This is a genomic window from Nitrosomonas eutropha, from assembly GCF_003201195.1.
Taxonomy (GTDB): domain Bacteria; phylum Pseudomonadota; class Gammaproteobacteria; order Burkholderiales; family Nitrosomonadaceae; genus Nitrosomonas; species Nitrosomonas eutropha.
The window spans coordinates 12,830-27,476 of sequence record NZ_QICQ01000013.1; the positions used below are offsets into that span (position 1 = coordinate 12,830).

General features: G+C 50.3%; 16 protein-coding genes. 5 read left to right on the top strand and 11 right to left on the bottom strand.

The features are described 5' to 3' along the window. The first annotated feature begins 70 nt into the window (after positions 1 to 70). The 4 genes from folP to cysG all read left to right on the top strand — a co-directional run bounded on the left by folP (position 71) and on the right by cysG (position 5,211). The gene (gene folP / locus C8R14_RS06245) at positions 71 to 925 is read left to right on the top strand and encodes a dihydropteroate synthase (RefSeq protein ID WP_041353462.1); all 855 of its coding nucleotides are present in this window, start codon (positions 71 to 73) and stop codon (positions 923 to 925) included. Between the two features lie 167 nt (positions 926 to 1,092). Further along, on the top strand, positions 1,093 to 2,469 hold the full coding sequence (gene glmM, locus C8R14_RS06250; protein WP_011634082.1) for a phosphoglucosamine mutase: 1,377 nt from the start codon (positions 1,093 to 1,095) through the stop codon (positions 2,467 to 2,469). A 120-nt stretch (positions 2,470 to 2,589) separates the two neighbouring features. After that, on the top strand, positions 2,590 to 3,603 hold the full coding sequence (locus tag C8R14_RS06255) for a PstS family phosphate ABC transporter substrate-binding protein (RefSeq protein ID WP_011634083.1): 1,014 nt from the start codon (positions 2,590 to 2,592) through the stop codon (positions 3,601 to 3,603). A gap of 177 nt (positions 3,604 to 3,780) precedes the next feature. Then, entirely contained in the window at positions 3,781 to 5,211 is a 1,431-nt protein-coding gene (gene cysG / locus C8R14_RS06260) for a siroheme synthase CysG (RefSeq protein WP_011634084.1), read from the top strand. 36 nt (positions 5,212 to 5,247) lie between these two features. Here cysG and yedF read toward each other — a convergent pair whose 3' ends face one another. The 3 genes from yedF to C8R14_RS14045 form a co-directional block, all read right to left on the bottom strand. Continuing rightward, positions 5,248 to 5,487, bottom strand: a complete 240-nt coding sequence (gene yedF / locus C8R14_RS06265; protein WP_011634085.1) for a sulfurtransferase-like selenium metabolism protein YedF — start codon at positions 5,485 to 5,487, stop codon at positions 5,248 to 5,250. Between the two features lie 15 nt (positions 5,488 to 5,502). Then, positions 5,503 to 6,705, bottom strand: a complete 1,203-nt coding sequence (yedE, locus tag C8R14_RS06270; protein ID WP_011634086.1) for a selenium metabolism membrane protein YedE/FdhT — start codon at positions 6,703 to 6,705, stop codon at positions 5,503 to 5,505. 84 nt (positions 6,706 to 6,789) lie between these two features. Next, positions 6,790 to 6,918 carry a hypothetical protein gene (locus C8R14_RS14045; protein ID WP_256328330.1) on the bottom strand — a complete coding sequence of 43 codons (129 nt, stop codon included), beginning with the start codon at positions 6,916 to 6,918 and terminating at the stop codon, positions 6,790 to 6,792. 77 nt (positions 6,919 to 6,995) lie between these two features. Here C8R14_RS14045 and C8R14_RS13510 point away from each other — a divergent pair, with 77 nt between their 5' ends. Further along, positions 6,996 to 7,145, top strand: coding sequence for a hypothetical protein (locus C8R14_RS13510; protein ID WP_160803607.1), 150 nt, complete (start codon positions 6,996 to 6,998; stop codon positions 7,143 to 7,145). 256 nt (positions 7,146 to 7,401) lie between these two features. On the opposite strand, the gene C8R14_RS06275 is transcribed toward C8R14_RS13510, so the two are convergent. Genes C8R14_RS06275 through hlyD form a run of 8 tightly spaced genes read right to left on the bottom strand, consistent with a single transcriptional unit; the run spans position 7,402 to position 14,595 of the window. After that, entirely contained in the window at positions 7,402 to 8,304 is a 903-nt protein-coding gene (locus C8R14_RS06275) for a hypothetical protein (protein ID WP_011634087.1), read from the bottom strand. Positions 8,305 to 8,314: 10 nt separating this feature from the next. Beyond that, positions 8,315 to 9,169 carry an LOG family protein gene (locus tag C8R14_RS14050; protein WP_242500213.1) on the bottom strand — a complete coding sequence of 285 codons (855 nt, stop codon included), beginning with the start codon at positions 9,167 to 9,169 and terminating at the stop codon, positions 8,315 to 8,317. Continuing rightward, positions 9,105 to 9,320 (bottom strand): hypothetical protein, encoded by a 216-nt coding sequence (locus C8R14_RS14055; protein WP_242500214.1) that lies wholly within the window; start codon positions 9,318 to 9,320, stop codon positions 9,105 to 9,107. The genes C8R14_RS14050 and C8R14_RS14055 overlap by 65 nt, the downstream gene beginning before the upstream one ends. Before the next feature lie 18 nt (positions 9,321 to 9,338). Beyond that, complete coding sequence (locus C8R14_RS13515) at positions 9,339 to 9,491, bottom strand: hypothetical protein (protein ID WP_166484992.1); 153 nt, start codon at positions 9,489 to 9,491, stop codon at positions 9,339 to 9,341. A gap of 14 nt (positions 9,492 to 9,505) precedes the next feature. Then, on the bottom strand, positions 9,506 to 10,630 hold the full coding sequence (locus C8R14_RS06290; protein ID WP_011634089.1) for an ABC transporter permease: 1,125 nt from the start codon (positions 10,628 to 10,630) through the stop codon (positions 9,506 to 9,508). Positions 10,631 to 10,635: 5 nt separating this feature from the next. Then, positions 10,636 to 11,784, bottom strand: coding sequence for an ABC transporter permease (locus tag C8R14_RS06295; protein WP_011634090.1), 1,149 nt, complete (start codon positions 11,782 to 11,784; stop codon positions 10,636 to 10,638). Beyond that, positions 11,781 to 13,565, bottom strand: a complete 1,785-nt coding sequence (locus tag C8R14_RS06300; protein ID WP_011634091.1) for an ATP-binding cassette domain-containing protein — start codon at positions 13,563 to 13,565, stop codon at positions 11,781 to 11,783. The genes C8R14_RS06295 and C8R14_RS06300 overlap by 4 nt, the downstream gene beginning before the upstream one ends. Then, positions 13,555 to 14,595: a secretion protein HlyD gene (gene hlyD, locus C8R14_RS06305; RefSeq protein WP_011634092.1), complete on the bottom strand. Its 1,041-nt coding sequence runs from the start codon at positions 14,593 to 14,595 to the stop codon at positions 13,555 to 13,557. The genes C8R14_RS06300 and hlyD overlap by 11 nt, the downstream gene beginning before the upstream one ends. Positions 14,596 to 14,647 lie beyond the last annotated feature (52 nt).

The window sequence follows — 14,647 nt, forward strand, 5'->3', positions numbered from 1 at the left end:
AAAATTGTAGTATTCTTAATTAATGGCCTGTACGGGAAATAAAACGTACAGGCCATTTTTTCTTATCCAAGTGAATAAACTGCAAAGGATTCTTCAAGAAAACCGCCCGCTGATCATGGGGGTGATCAATGTCACGCCCGATTCTTTTTCTGATGGTGGCTGTTTTGATACAACGGAGAAAGCGATTGAACAAGTGAGTCGCCTGGCTCAGGAAGGTGCAGATATCCTTGATATCGGGGGTGAATCTACCCGTCCTGGGAGTCGATCTGTTGAATCGGACGAAGAACTGTCACGAATCATGCCCGTCATAGAATTTGCACTGAATATGAATATTCCAGTTTCGGTTGATACTGCCAAACCGGAAGTGATGCAAGCCGCTATTAATGCCGGGGTTGTTCTTATCAATGATACCAATGCGCTGCAAGCTCCCGGTGCACTGGAAGTTGTTGCAGACAGCTCTGTTATGGCTTGTCTCATGCACATGCAAGGACGGCCGGAGACAATGCAGCTTGATCCGCAGTATTCGGATGTAGTTGCCGAGGTTATGGCTTTTCTGAAACAACATGTTGCATTGGCAGTATCAGCCGGGATTACGCGTGAGCGAATCATTATTGATCCCGGTTTTGGCTTTGGTAAAACACTGGAGCACAATCTCGCCTTGTTACACCATCTGAATCAATTCATTGCTATGGATCTACCTGTTATGGCCGGCATTTCACGTAAATCAATGCTGGGAATGATTACGGGCAGTCCAGTTGATAATCGTGTGTATGCCAGTGTGGCAGCCGCTCTTCTGGCAGTGGGACAAGGTGCCAGGATTGTACGGGTACATGATGTCAAGGCAACTCGTGATGCGTTTTCAGTGTTTGCGGCAATGGATCGTATTCATCCGGGTTTTCTGATATACCCGTCACCCGGCCAATAGTTGGTTGTACGGTAATCAGTAACAAGGCCCATATAATACAAATATGACGATTGAGTGGCTGGTTGCTGTTGATCTATCAGACGCTCGCGTCTGTGGGATGTTGATTGCGATATTGTGAATCCGGTTACATGCTTTGATTTGGAATTCAACAGGGAAGCGACACTGATATGAAGAAAAAATATTTTGGTACAGATGGCATTCGTGGAAAGGTAGGGGAATTTCCGATCACGCCCGAATTCTTCCTGCGTCTGGGGTATGCTGTTGGCAAAGTATTGCTGGCGTCCGATTGGAAACTGGCTGCAGATAAACGACCAACCATCCTGATTGGAAAAGATACACGCATATCCGGATACATGCTGGAATCTGCGCTGGAAGCCGGTTTCTCAGCGGCAGGGGTAGATGTTCTGCTATCCGGGCCATTACCAACCCCTGCTGTGGCCTACCTTGTGCGAGCGCTGCGCATTCAGGCTGGAGCAGTTATTTCTGCCTCACATAATCCGTTTTATGATAACGGCATTAAATTTTTCTCTTCTGAAGGCTCAAAACTACCTGATAGTATGGAACTTCAAATCGAAGCTGAACTGGATTTTCCTATAGAAACAGCACCTTCTATCAAATTAGGTAGAGTACAACGTCTCAAGGATGAAGAAGGCCGATATATCGAATTTTGTAAAAGTACTTTTCCTAATCAGCTTGATTTACGAGGCTGGAAAATCGTGGTTGATTGTGCCAATGGTGCAGATTACCAGGTCGCCGGGCATGTGATGCATGAACTGGGCGCTGATGTTGTAACTATTCATGCAAATCCGGACGGATTCAACATTAATCATGAATGTGGTGCAACCCATATCATGACGCTGCAAGGTGCAGTTTTGCAACACGGTGCAGATTTTGGTATTGCTGTAGATGGCGATGGCGACCGGGTGCTGATGGTGAGTGGAGAAGGGGTAGTATACGATGGTGACAGTCTGGCCTACATTATCGCTAAACATCGACAACAGCGTGGTGTACTACAAGGTGGAGTAGTTGGGACACTCATGACCAATCTGGCTGTTGAGCAAGCTTTTGAGCGGATTGGGATTCCATTTGCCCGGGCAAATGTCGGAGATCGTTATGTGTCTGAATTGCTGCAACAAAATGACTGGTACTTGGGTGCCGAGAATTCCGGCCATATTATTTGCCGTGATAAACATACGACAGGTGACGGAATTATTTCAGCCCTCCAGGTTTTGTACGCATTACGTGACACGGGTTTGATGTTTGCCGACTTGATGCATGATGTTACTTTCTTTCCCCAACGGTTAATCAATGTAAAGATTTCCAGAGATTTTGATTTTCAGAACGATCAAGCAGTAGAGATATGCAAAAATGAGGCGGAACAGGCATTGGGAAATGATGGGCGTATTTTGCTGCGTGCTTCTGGAACTGAACCGTTAATCAGGGTGATGGTGGAAGGAAAAGACCCTCAACAGATTGAATACTGGGCTGAGAAAATTGCTGGAACAATTCAGCAACAGGCTGTTGCTTCAACTGTTGGGCACTGAGCTTATCATCACAAGGCTGTAATATATCTCGTTTATCTTTGGTGAATACTTGAAGTTAGAGTTGTAGGGTATACAGGTCAGATATCTTTTCTTTAATTCTTGAATATCAGGATGACTATCATGCAACAGTTTTTATCAAAATCCAGTAGTAGAGCCAGATTTTTAATTACAGCCTTTATCCTTTTGAGTGGAATCAGTGGGTATATTCAAGCCAGGTCGCTTATTAAGATAGATGGATCGAGTACTGTTTTCCCGATTACAGAAGCTGTTTCTGAGGATTTTCAAACTGCTAAAAAAGGGGCCACTATGGTTACCGCTGGTATCTCCGGTACGGGCGGGGGATTCAAAAAATTCTGCAGAGGGGAAATTGATATTGTGAATGCATCTCGCCCGATCCTGTCTTCTGAAATGGAGCAATGTAGGCAGAATGGTGTGCAGTACATCGAGATGCCAATTGCTTTTGATGCATTGACGGTGGCGGTCAACCCCAGGAACAATTGGATTAAATCCATAACAATCGCCGAGTTAAAAAAAATGTGGGAGCCTGCAGCGCAAGAAAAGATACTTAACTGGAATCAAATCAACCCGGCCTGGCCTGATGCCAGAATCAAACTTTTCGGCGCAGGAGCTGATTCAGGTACATTCGACTATTTCACCGAAGCCGTGGTCGGTAAGGCAAAATCCAGTCGTGGAGATTTTACTGCCTCGGAAGATGATAATGTACTCGTTCAGGGTGTGGCGAGCGATTTAAATGCATTAGGTTTCTTTGGCTTTGCCTACTACATCGAAAATCAGAAGAAACTGAAAGCTGTGGCGATTGATCATGGTGCTGGCGGTGTTCTACCTTCCATGCTTACCGTACAAAATGGAAGTTACCAGCCATTATCGCGTCCTCTCTTTATTTATGTAAATGCAAAATCAGCAAACAAACCGGAAATAAAGGAATTTGTTATCTTTTACATGCAACACGCACAGCAATTGATTGAGGAAGTAAGATATTTCCCGCTAAAAAAGGAATTCTACGATTTCAATATCAAACATCTCCAGAACAAGACACTCGGCACAGTATTCGGTGGGGAAGCTGGCATGAGTATGACCATTGAGGAACTGTATAAGCGGGAAAGAGTTCAATAACCGGTACATCCATGGCCTGAGTTCTGATCGTGGGCAAGAGATAACACATATCAGCAGTAACAGAAGTACAGATACTGAACCGGATATGTAATTCCGGAATAAGAGGTTATTACATCGTTCTGATTAACCTTTAACAGGCCAGACGGCTCCTTGTTTATTAAGCCCTATTTTGTCTGTATGGATTACTTTCCAGTTTTTCTCAACATTAAACAGCGAAATTGTCTGATTGTTGGCGGAGGAAGTGTTGCAGCCCGCAAGGCGAAGTTGCTACTGCGAGCAGGGGCGCATATCCATGTCGTTTCCCCCACAATTAATGCGGAATTTACTGGTTTGTTGCAGCAATTCTCTTCAATCTCGCATAACGCTGAAACCTTCCGCCCGGATCACTTGCAGGGTAGGGTGCTGGTTATTGCCGCTACGCATGATCGAGCAACCAACCAGGCTGTCTCGGTTGCAGCCCGGAAAGCAGGTATTCCAGTAAACGTTGTCGATAATCCGGATTTATGCACCTTTATCATGCCTTCCATTTTGGATCGCTCTCCGATTATCGTTGCGGTATCAAGCGGTGGCGGTTCTCCAGTACTGGCAAGGCTGTTGCGTGCACGACTGGAAGCATTAATCCCCGCTGCTTATGGTCGACTGGCGACTTATGCTGCGCAGTTTCGCGGGCAAGTCAGGCAGCATTTTTCTCGTCAGGAAAATCGTCGCTTCTTTTGGGAAAAAATGCTTCAAGGGCCGTTTGCAGAAATGGTATTTGCCGGCAAGGATCAGGCTGCCCAGGATTATTTATTAGAAACCTTGAATAATAGTGTGGATCAACCTCCGATCGGGGAAGTTTATCTGGTGGGAGCAGGCCCGGGAGACCCGGATCTGTTGACTTTCCGCGCTATGCGCCTGATGCAGCAGGCAGACGTGGTGATTTATGATCGGCTGGTTGCTCCGGCCATTTTGGATATGGTCAGACAGGATGCTGACCGTATCTATGCCGGTAAGGAGCGTAATCGACATACTTTGCCGCAGACATCAATCAATAACCTGTTGATCAAGCTGGCGCAAGAAGGTAAACGTGTGCTGCGGTTGAAAGGTGGCGATCCTTTTATTTTTGGACGAGGGGGCGAGGAAATCGAAACTTTGTCACAACATCAGATCCCATTCCAGGTTGTTCCCGGAATTACAGCCGCATCCGGTGTAGCTAGTTATGCAGGTATCCCTTTGACCCACCGGGATTACGCGCATTCCTGCGTTTTTGTAACCGGACATCTGAAAGACAACACTGTACAGCTTGACTGGTCAGCGCTGGCGCGTCCTAACCAGACGATTGTCGTCTACATGGGATTGCTGGGCGTCTCCGAGTTATGCCGACAGTTGATTGCTCATGGTCTGCCAAAAACGACACCAGCTGCTATTATTCAGCAGGGTACAACCCCCAATCAGTGTGTTCTCACCGGCACACTTGCAACGTTGCCGACAATCATTCAGGAAAATCCATTGAAGCCGCCAACACTCATTATTGTGGGAGAAGTGGTCAAGCTTCGTCAGAGACTTGCCTGGTTCAATTCGACTTCAGAATCTTTGGGAAACACACCTGGCTACTCGAAACACCCTTAGCCTCAAACCTCAGCTGATTTGGTGACGGGCGTTATCTTAACGGCGGATCAAATAACGAATAGTGGGACCATCCTGCTGAATCTCCAGAACCTCGTAGCCATGATTTCTGGCATCAATCGGGATGTTGTTAATTGACTGCGGGCAATCGGAAATCACCTCCAGAATCTGCCCCGGCCGCAACTGGGGCATAGCTTCCAACGTTGCTACAGCAGGATAGGGGCAGGGTTCTCCTATCATATCGAGACGAAAATCAGGGATGATGGTAGTTGATTTCATGGGAAGCGCTTATGTTCAGGCTGTTTGCGAAGCTTGTCGGGCTTTCCGGGCAAAGAAATATTTTTCCCAGTACAGCACCAGTGCCAGAAATACACCCAGCATAATGTAGGTGGCCAGTAGACCGCCTTGCGGTCCGAATGTTTTAAGGAGATTGATCTTGTCAAAATTTACGACAAGGAGGGGTGCCAGATCATCCCACACCAGTGCCAGCAGTGTGGAACCGATGATGTTACCTAATCCCACCAGCCAGAAATGCACCTGTCCTTCCACAGCGCGATACATCCAGCCTGTTTCGCAACCACCTGCCAGCACGATGCCAAAGCCGAACAACAATCCACCAATGACTGCATTTGGCCCGGCCCAGAATATTTTAGAATCCATTCCCAGTTGTACGTAGCTGTAAACACCAATTGTGCCTACTGCCATACCCGCGATAATCGCTTTAGCCATTTGTGTACGACCAGTAATCCACAGATCACGAAACGCTGAAGTGAAACACACCTGCGCACGTTCAATAATGAGGCCAAAAGCCAGGCCAAACAAGGCAGCATAACCCAGCTTGGGTTCATCCAGCGCCTTGGAAGCCGCCCACAGCACAAAAGCGATAAACAATAGCATGCCGATGCAAAAGTGTTGCCGTTCCCGGGTTGCATGCTGATTAAGCGGTTGCGCTGCCGACACTTTTTGCAGCTGTACCGGGATGCGAAATACCGGTAACAGGCTGACCTTGGCGCCCGCCAGCGAGCCGATTGCGGTAGCAATAGCAAAAAACCAGGCATGCAAAGAAAACTGTGGAATACCGGTAAAAAACGCCGCCAGATTACATCCCATAGCCAGGCGCGCTCCAAAGCCGGCAATAATGCCCCCCACAATGGCCTGGAACACACGAATGCGGTGCTGTGGTAAACGCAACTTGACGTTATTGGCCCATAATGCTGCCGAGAAACACCCTGCAAACATACCGAGGATCATCACTCCATCAATACGTGTCAGCGGTGAGCCCTGCAGACCGATGACCTGAAAATAACCCCAGTGGGAAACATCCAGGCCCAGCCATTGCAGGATATGACCGCCCCAGCGGGTGAATTCACCTGTTACGGCCCAGAAAGTGCCGGTAACGCCGAAGTAAAAGGCAGAGAGAATACCGGCTGCAATCACTGCAGGTACAGGTAACCAAAAACGTACCAGATACTGATATTTGAAGTTGTACCAACTCATTTTCTATTCTTTTGCCCCATGGATACGCGTGGTACATTTTATAGTTTATAACTTTTACATGTATTTTACTTTTGGATGTAGTGATTAAGGAGTCTTTGTACCGATAACCATCATTGATCCAAAAATTATGATTTCTTTAATGTTTCCTAAAATTTTATCAATTTCAGGCAAAACATAGCTTTTTTTCCAGCCATTTTCTGCTTCAAAACGCACTACTGGATATGGCTTTGCTCACGGTTTCAAACAAGCTATATAGCTGCTCAATACCCGTATCTTGCCCTGGTAACCCTGTGCCAGTATCTCCTGATAACATTACCGCTGTAAATCCAGTCAGGATGTGCGGCCTGGATGCGCTGCTGAATATAGGCTTTAAACGGGTCGAGTTTGCTGTAACGCGGCATCACTTGATCGTCGAGATATTTTTTAACCGTATTGCGTGATATACCAGTTTGCTTTAATCCTCTTTCCCTGTTTCTTTAATACCCTAATGGTCATTGCCCTCTCCTGTGTTAACAATAGAATAGCAGCCACTTCGTAGAAAAATGACCAACTTAATTCAGGGGGGCAAAATTACATTGCAGTTGCCAGTCGTAAGGCATACCACCTGGGCTTGCCACTGCCGGACGGACTCACACTGGCTGCTCACGACTGGCAACTGGCCCTGCCGAGCGACGCGCTTGCCCGTTTACCCTTAACCTAGTGTGGTGATACTTGTGTGGAGGCGGCCAAATCCTCCGCAGGATGCGGCGTACTTCTAGGATCGCTGCGACGTTTTCCTGCACGCTTGTGGCCTGAGATGATGATTTTTTCAGATACAGCGTCCGGCAGGTGCGCGCTGCGATACGGTACCAGGCCGGCGTCGGAATCGGCCAGCGGCCCGTCGGCATTGGTGCGGGCAATGATGGAATGGTAACGTACCTCGGGTGAGATCGGCAGTTTTGTGGCAGCCTGAACAAAGGGATCGTCCTGATTGAGATGGTCAATGCTGTTCAGGGTTCCTTGCAGATAGCCATCCTGAGTCTGCCCTGTGGCCTGAACTGAAGGGACCACGGCGTCGGTCACGGCTTCCTGCGCCGTCAATGGCAACCGAAACAAGCCGGACAGCCAGCGCACAGGTTGGTAGCCAGCGATTGCAGTGCCCCGGTGCAGGGTCGCGATAAAAATTGCACGCTCAATACCGGCAAGGGATTCGAAGCGCAACATGGGATCCAGCAGCGTGCGCTCGGGGTCGTTCTGGTTCGGGTCGGTTCTTGCATCGGCCATGGCCCAGTCGTGCAGTTGATTGTCAGCCGATGAGACCAGCAGGCGAGCAATCATTCCCCCCATGCTATGGCCGATGACCACCATGTTTTTCAAGGTGGACACAGTGCCGTCCGGATCAAAGTGATCACGGGACTGAATCAGCAACTGGCGAATGGCTGCATGATGATGATGATGCGGCGTTGCGGATGCAGCACGGCCACCAGCTCTGCGCCGAATCCGGCGCGGCGATGCATGCTGCGCACGCCCTGGAAATCCAACTGTGCCGCCGGCAGCAATTTTTGCGGCGCGGTCACGCTGGTAGGCAAGCGTGCCTGCAGGCGAACGCGCACGTGCCAATTGTCCCTGCTCATGGTGGTGCTGGCGGTATCCTCAATGTGAGTTGCCGTCGTTGACTGAGCGCCGTGGGCCTGGAACAGTCGGATAACAACGCGACGTTGTACCAGTCACGGACCTGCGCCTGGCGCTCGTCAAACGCACGCTCGCCTGGCGTGTGTTCGGTGAAAAAGAGGTATGCCCAGGCGTGGCGTGCTGTCTCCAGCCAGGGTTGCAGGCCTGCGGCTGCGGAGTTTGCAGACCTTGCCGGCTGTGCTGCCATGGCCTGCTGCAGCCAGAGTTCGGCCAATGCGGAACCTGTCTTCATTCGACAAGCCGGGTGCCGCAGCCAGCGCCGGAATGGCAGGTACTTGAGGATGGCGTGGCGCACGGCTGCAGGTCCAGGCCGCTCATGCTGAGGGTCTGCATAGTCGACGCGCTGAGGATCCTGCTGCTGAGAATGTCGGCACGCTGGCGCGCCACATGTTGTTGCAGCTTGACCGCATTGATGTGCACCGCCGGCTGCAGCTCGCTGCGTATCGAGCAGCGAGTCAACCGTATGCATCATGATCCCAGATTCAGCGATCGACCGCTGCTTTGTGTTCATGTCCTGCTGCCTCGTTGATATAAAAGCGTTCGAGGGTAATGAGGATTTCCTCGGCTTCGTCCGCGCAAGTGAACAAGTCGAGATTGGATGGAAAGACATAGATTCGTCGAGCAGAAGATCGAAATCAATCATGTGACGCCAGAACGTGCAGCCCACCAGCACCAGCGGAATCCGCTGCATCTTGCCGGTCTGGATCAGGATCAGCACCTCGAACAGCTCATCGAGCGTTCCATAGCCACCAGGGAAAGCCACCAACTCCCTTGCGTGCAGCAAAAAGTGCATCTTGCGCAGTGCGAAATAGTGGAATCGGAACGTCAGTTCCAGGCACATGCAGGGGGTTGGGTGCTTGTTCGTAGTGGTGTGCTTGATCGACCCGGCCACGGGCTCTGGCAAGCTCTTGCCTCAGCCCAACATCCTCCGGATTGGTGCGCATCAAAATCCGCCAGGAGGTTCATTGCTCATTCGCCAAAAATCCGGCCAGCGCAGTGCATGGCCATACTCGGGTACCGTAACCTGTTAGCATCGCAAAATCCAGCACCAGCATGGGCAGGCGTCCTTGTTTATTGGCACCGGGGCAGATGATCGTTCTCCATGGCGATGACATACACAGTCCAGATCTCATTGTAGGCGTCCTCGGACAAATACGGTCGCCATCGTGAGTGTCACCGCGGCGATCACTGCCAGTGGCCACAGGCTGGCAAGAATGTCTCCTGGCGGCATCGCCTTGAGAAAACTGCCTTCGATGATGACCAAGAAGTGCGTCAGCGGAATAGCCTGGGCCAGCCATTGCAAGACGGCAGGCATGTTCTCTACTGGTGTGGCAAAGCCGGAGATCAATACGGTCGGTACGCCAATAACGAATCCACCCAGAATGGCCTGCTGTTGCGTCATGCTGATGGCAGAAACCACCAAGCCGATTCCTACTGCCGACAGGATAAACAGGATGAGTCCGATGAGTAATAATCCAAATGATCCCGTAAATGGAATGCGAAAAAACCAGATTGCCATGCTGATCATTAAAAGTGCGAGTAAGGTGCTGATGACCAGTGCCGGTAGTGATTTAGATAAAATAATTTCCAGCGTTGAAGCGGGCGATACCAGCAGTTGATCGAAGGTTCCAAGCTCGCGTTCCCGGGCAATAGAAAGTGCTGTGATCATGAGTGCACTAAAAAAGGCGAGTGTACCGGTTAAACAGGGAACCATGAACCAGAGATAAACCAGATTGGGATTGAACCAGTGACGTACCACTACGGATGTTTCCGGTAGTGGAGTAGGATCAGCTGTAAAGTGAATGTTTTTGGCGATGACGGAGAGATAACCGACAACAATCTGGCCGGAATTACTACGGCGACCATCGACTAATACCTGTGCACGGCCACTTCCCTCAATCGCAACAGTACGAGAGAAATCAGATGGAATAGCAATGGCAGCAATTACTTTGCCTTGTGCTAGTTGCTCACGTAACACCGTATTACTGTGGACATGATGAACCTGTGTAATGAAGCGGGCAGCTTCCAGGCGCCATACGACTTCCTGTGCCTCTCGTCCCGTATCCTGGTTATACACAGCAATATCGACATTGCTTACTTCCAGGGTAGCGGCGTAAGAAAATATCAGCAGTTGTAACAATGGTGGCACAAACACTACGACTCGGTTACGTGGATCACGCAGGATACAGAGCAGCTCCTTGACGAACTGAGCGTACAGGCGAATGAGAATAACGCGGAAATGCTGGTAAGACATCGTCGCTACTCCAAACTTTTACGTGTGTGGCGCTGCGCAATCAGAAAAAACACCAGGCCAATTGTCGCCATACCGATCAGATCAGGGATAAAAACACCCCAAATATCGCCTGCCAGGAATATTGTTTTCAGTGAAGAGACGAAATAACGTGCTGGAATCAGCCAGGTAATTGCCCGGACAGGGGCGGGCATAGCATCGATTTCGAACAGAAAACCAGATAGCATAAATGCAGGTAGATAGCCGGAAAACAAGGCTAGTTGTGAAGCAAGGAACTGGTTGCGTGTTAGTGATGAAATCAATAATCCCTGACCCAGAGCCGGGATCATGAAAACAGCTGAAAGCAACAACAGAGCAAGCAGTGAGCCTCGTAATGGTACGTCAAATAGGAATACGGCTAGCGTTGCTGCCATCAGTGTGGAAAGCATGCCTAGTACGAAATAGGGCAACAGCTTGCCGGTTAAAATTTCTAGCACGGATGACGGTGTGGACAAGATAACCTCCATTGTGCCGCGCTCCCATTCACGAGCCACTACTAGCGCTGTCAACAGGGTGCCAATAATAGTCATGATGATGGCAATGGCGCCTGGTACCAGTGCGCGCCGGCTGGCCAGTTCGGGGTTAAACCAGTAACGCGGCTCCAGTTGAACCGCCGGTATAGGAGTTATTCCAGTAAGATCAGCTGCCCAGGTTTGTATCACTCCTTGGCTGTAATTGGCAACAAAATTGGCCGTGTTGGGTTGTGAACCATCAGTGATAATCTGCACCAGTGGTTGGCCTGTTTCCGCAAAATATTGCTCAAAATTCTGTGAAATGACGACATAACCACGTAATTCTCCACTAACTAATTTTTCGGCGACTTCGCGACGATCATGTGCGTAGGTTACATCCAGATAAAGCGTGCCGGAAAATGCTTCTGCCAGCGTGCGTGCGATTGCTCCCGGGGATTCCAGCACGACACCGATGCGCACATGGCGCACATCCAGTGAGACAGCATAGGCAAATAGAAACAGTAGAATCAGTGGCAGCACTAGAGCGATCAGCAACGTTGATGGATCACGCATAGCTTGCAGACTTTCCTTACGTACCAATGCAAGGAAACGCACCGGATCAAAACGGCGTACTGTTATTTGTTCCTGGTTAGCTGTATTACTCACGCTTCCGCTTCATCAGCTAGTGCTGAAGTTTCTATCAGGTGAATAAAAGCATCTTCCATGGTTGGATCAGAGCAATCAGTGTTGGCCGCATTTTTTTTCAGTGTGTCAGGTGTATCTAGCGCGATCAGGCGCGAACGATAAAGCACAGCTACACGGTCACAATATTCAGCTTCATCCATAAAATGGGTGGTCACCATAATGGTGACCCCTTTACGCGCTAGACCATTGATATGCGTCCAGAATTCACGACGTGTGATCGGATCAACGCCTGAAGTCGGCTCATCCAGAAATAGTACAGGTGGACGGTGCATCAGTGCGCAGGCCAATGCCAGGCGTTGTTTGTGTCCTAGTGGTAATGAACCAGGCGCGGCGGATAACCAGTTGCGCAGATTGAAGATGTTGATCATTTCTGCAATGCGCTCGCGCCGCGTGACCTTGTCTAATCCATAGACACCTGCTGAGAATTCCAGATTTTGCTGTACTGAGAGCAACCCATAAAGTGAAAATTTTTGTGCCATGTAGCCTAATTGTGCCTTGGCAATACCAGGTGCTCGGCGTAGATCCAATCCGACTACATGCGCCTCACCACTGGTAGGTTTAAGCAACCCACACAGCATTTTAAAGGTGGTGGATTTGCCGGCGCCGTTAGGGCCGAGCAAGCCGAAGATTTCGCCCTTTCGCACCTCGAAGCTGACATTGTCGGTGGCGGTAAAGTCGCCGAAGCGCTTGGTCAGGTTGTGGCACGACACGGCAATATCCGAACCGAGCTCAATCGGCGGCAGACGTTCAGCCAGGGTTGAAGTGCCGCCAGGGCCGCCGCCAAGCAGATCGATGAAAGCATCTTCAAAGCGCGCGGGTACCGGTACCAGGTGTACTTGCGCCTGATCGGCCAGTGCCTGGATTTGCTCTGTACTCACACCCACGCGCAGCACCACGCGTACACCGGCACCCTGGATCACTCCATCGCTTACGCTGTCGAGATTGAGCGCTTCAGTAAGGATCGATCGGCGCTGGGCACCGACATTTTCGAGTCGGAAACTGCGGCCCTCAAGCTGTGCAGTCAGATCTTGTGGAGGACCATCGAACAGGAGTTTCCCTTGGTTCAGCAACAGCACGCTTTCACAGCGCTCGGCCTCGTCGAGGTAGGCGGTGGACCAAACCACGGCCATGCCCTCGTCGGTGAGCACTTGCACCATGCGCCACAAATCTTGACGGCTGACTGGGTCGACACCCACTCCGGGCTCGTCCAGTAGTAGTACCTTGGGTCGTGCCATGAGCGCGCAGGCTAGTCCGAGTTTCTGCTTCATGCCACCGGAGAGCTTGCCGGCGAGGCGCTTGGTGAAGGGTGCGAGCCGCGTGAAATCGAGCAATTCGGCAAAGAGATCAGTGTTATGGTCGGCATCCATGTCGCGTAACTGCGCGTACAAGCGCATGTTCTCCATCACCGACAGATCTTCATACAGGCCGAAGCGCTGCGGCATGTAGCCACTGACCACATGAATGGCATCATTGTCTGTCACAGTATCAAAACCGGCCAGCGTGGCATGGCCGCTATCCGGTTTGAGTAAACCAATTAGGATACGCAACAAAGTTGTTTTGCCCGCACCATCCGGGCCAACCAAGCCAGTCAGGCAACCATAGAAAATTCTGGCACTCAGGTTGTGTAGGGCGTGTACATTACCAAAAGATTTATTGAGTTGATCAATAACAACGGCTGCATTGTCAGGTGTGGCAATAGTAGAAATAGATGGATCCGCTGCAGCATCCATATCAGAAGTCATCAACTGGCAGATCAGTCGCAGGATGCGTATCTACCGCTACCGTAACCGTAACCGGCATCCCCTGACGTAGTGCTGGATCAGCATCGTTCACTACAATCCGTAAGCGATAAACCAGATCGGTACGTAGTTCAATAGTTTCCACTGTTTTGGGGGTAAATTCAGCGCGGGGTGAAATAAAACCGATCTGGCCATGGTAGGTTTTTTCCGAGGAATCGCTCCGCACCCGAACGGGAGTGCCGGGAGCAATACGGCCTAATACAGTTTCATTAATATAGGCGCGCACATAGACTGGATAATCAAGACTCAAATTGTAGATGGTGTTCTGACTGGTTACCATGCTGCCAGGCTCTCGGATACGTGCAATCACCGTGCCATTACTAGGTGCAAAAAGTTCGGTATCTGCCAGTGCAGTAGCAGCCTGATCCCGCGCGGCCATCGCAGCTGCCAGCCGGGCTTCGGCTGCGGCAATGTCTTCCTTTCGAAACCCTTCTTCTGCCTGAGATAAGGCCGCTGTGGCTGCTTTGACTCCAGCGACAGCCCGATCACGTGCAGCACGGGTATTGTCTACATCTTGCTGACTGCTGGCTTTGGAAGGCAGCAGTTTACGTGCACGTGCATAATTACGCTCGGTCTGATACGCAAGTGCCTGTGCCTGTTTGAGCGCTTCTCGTGCCTGGGCGACTTCTTGTGGGCGTGAGCCGCTATGCATCTTGGCCAGCTCTGCCTGCGCCACCTGCACGGAGGCTTCTGCTGCCGCAAATGCTTCCTGATACGGTTGAGCATCCAGTGTTGCCACCCGTGTGCCGGCGGCAACAAAGTCTCCCTCATCAAACAAAACTTGCTCAACTCGCCCAGGTTGGCGGAAAGCCAGTTGTACTTCCCGAATATCGACATTGCCATACAGATAGAGCAGATTCTCATCTTGATCAACATGCTGCATCCACAGGAATGTGCCACCGAGACCTAGAGTAGTAACCACCACGATGACGATGATCAGCTTTGTGGCGCGAGCGAAAATGATTTTACTCATTGCACGCCTTTCATGTGCTGAAGCCGGAGTTTTATGGTGCTCTGGTTCGACG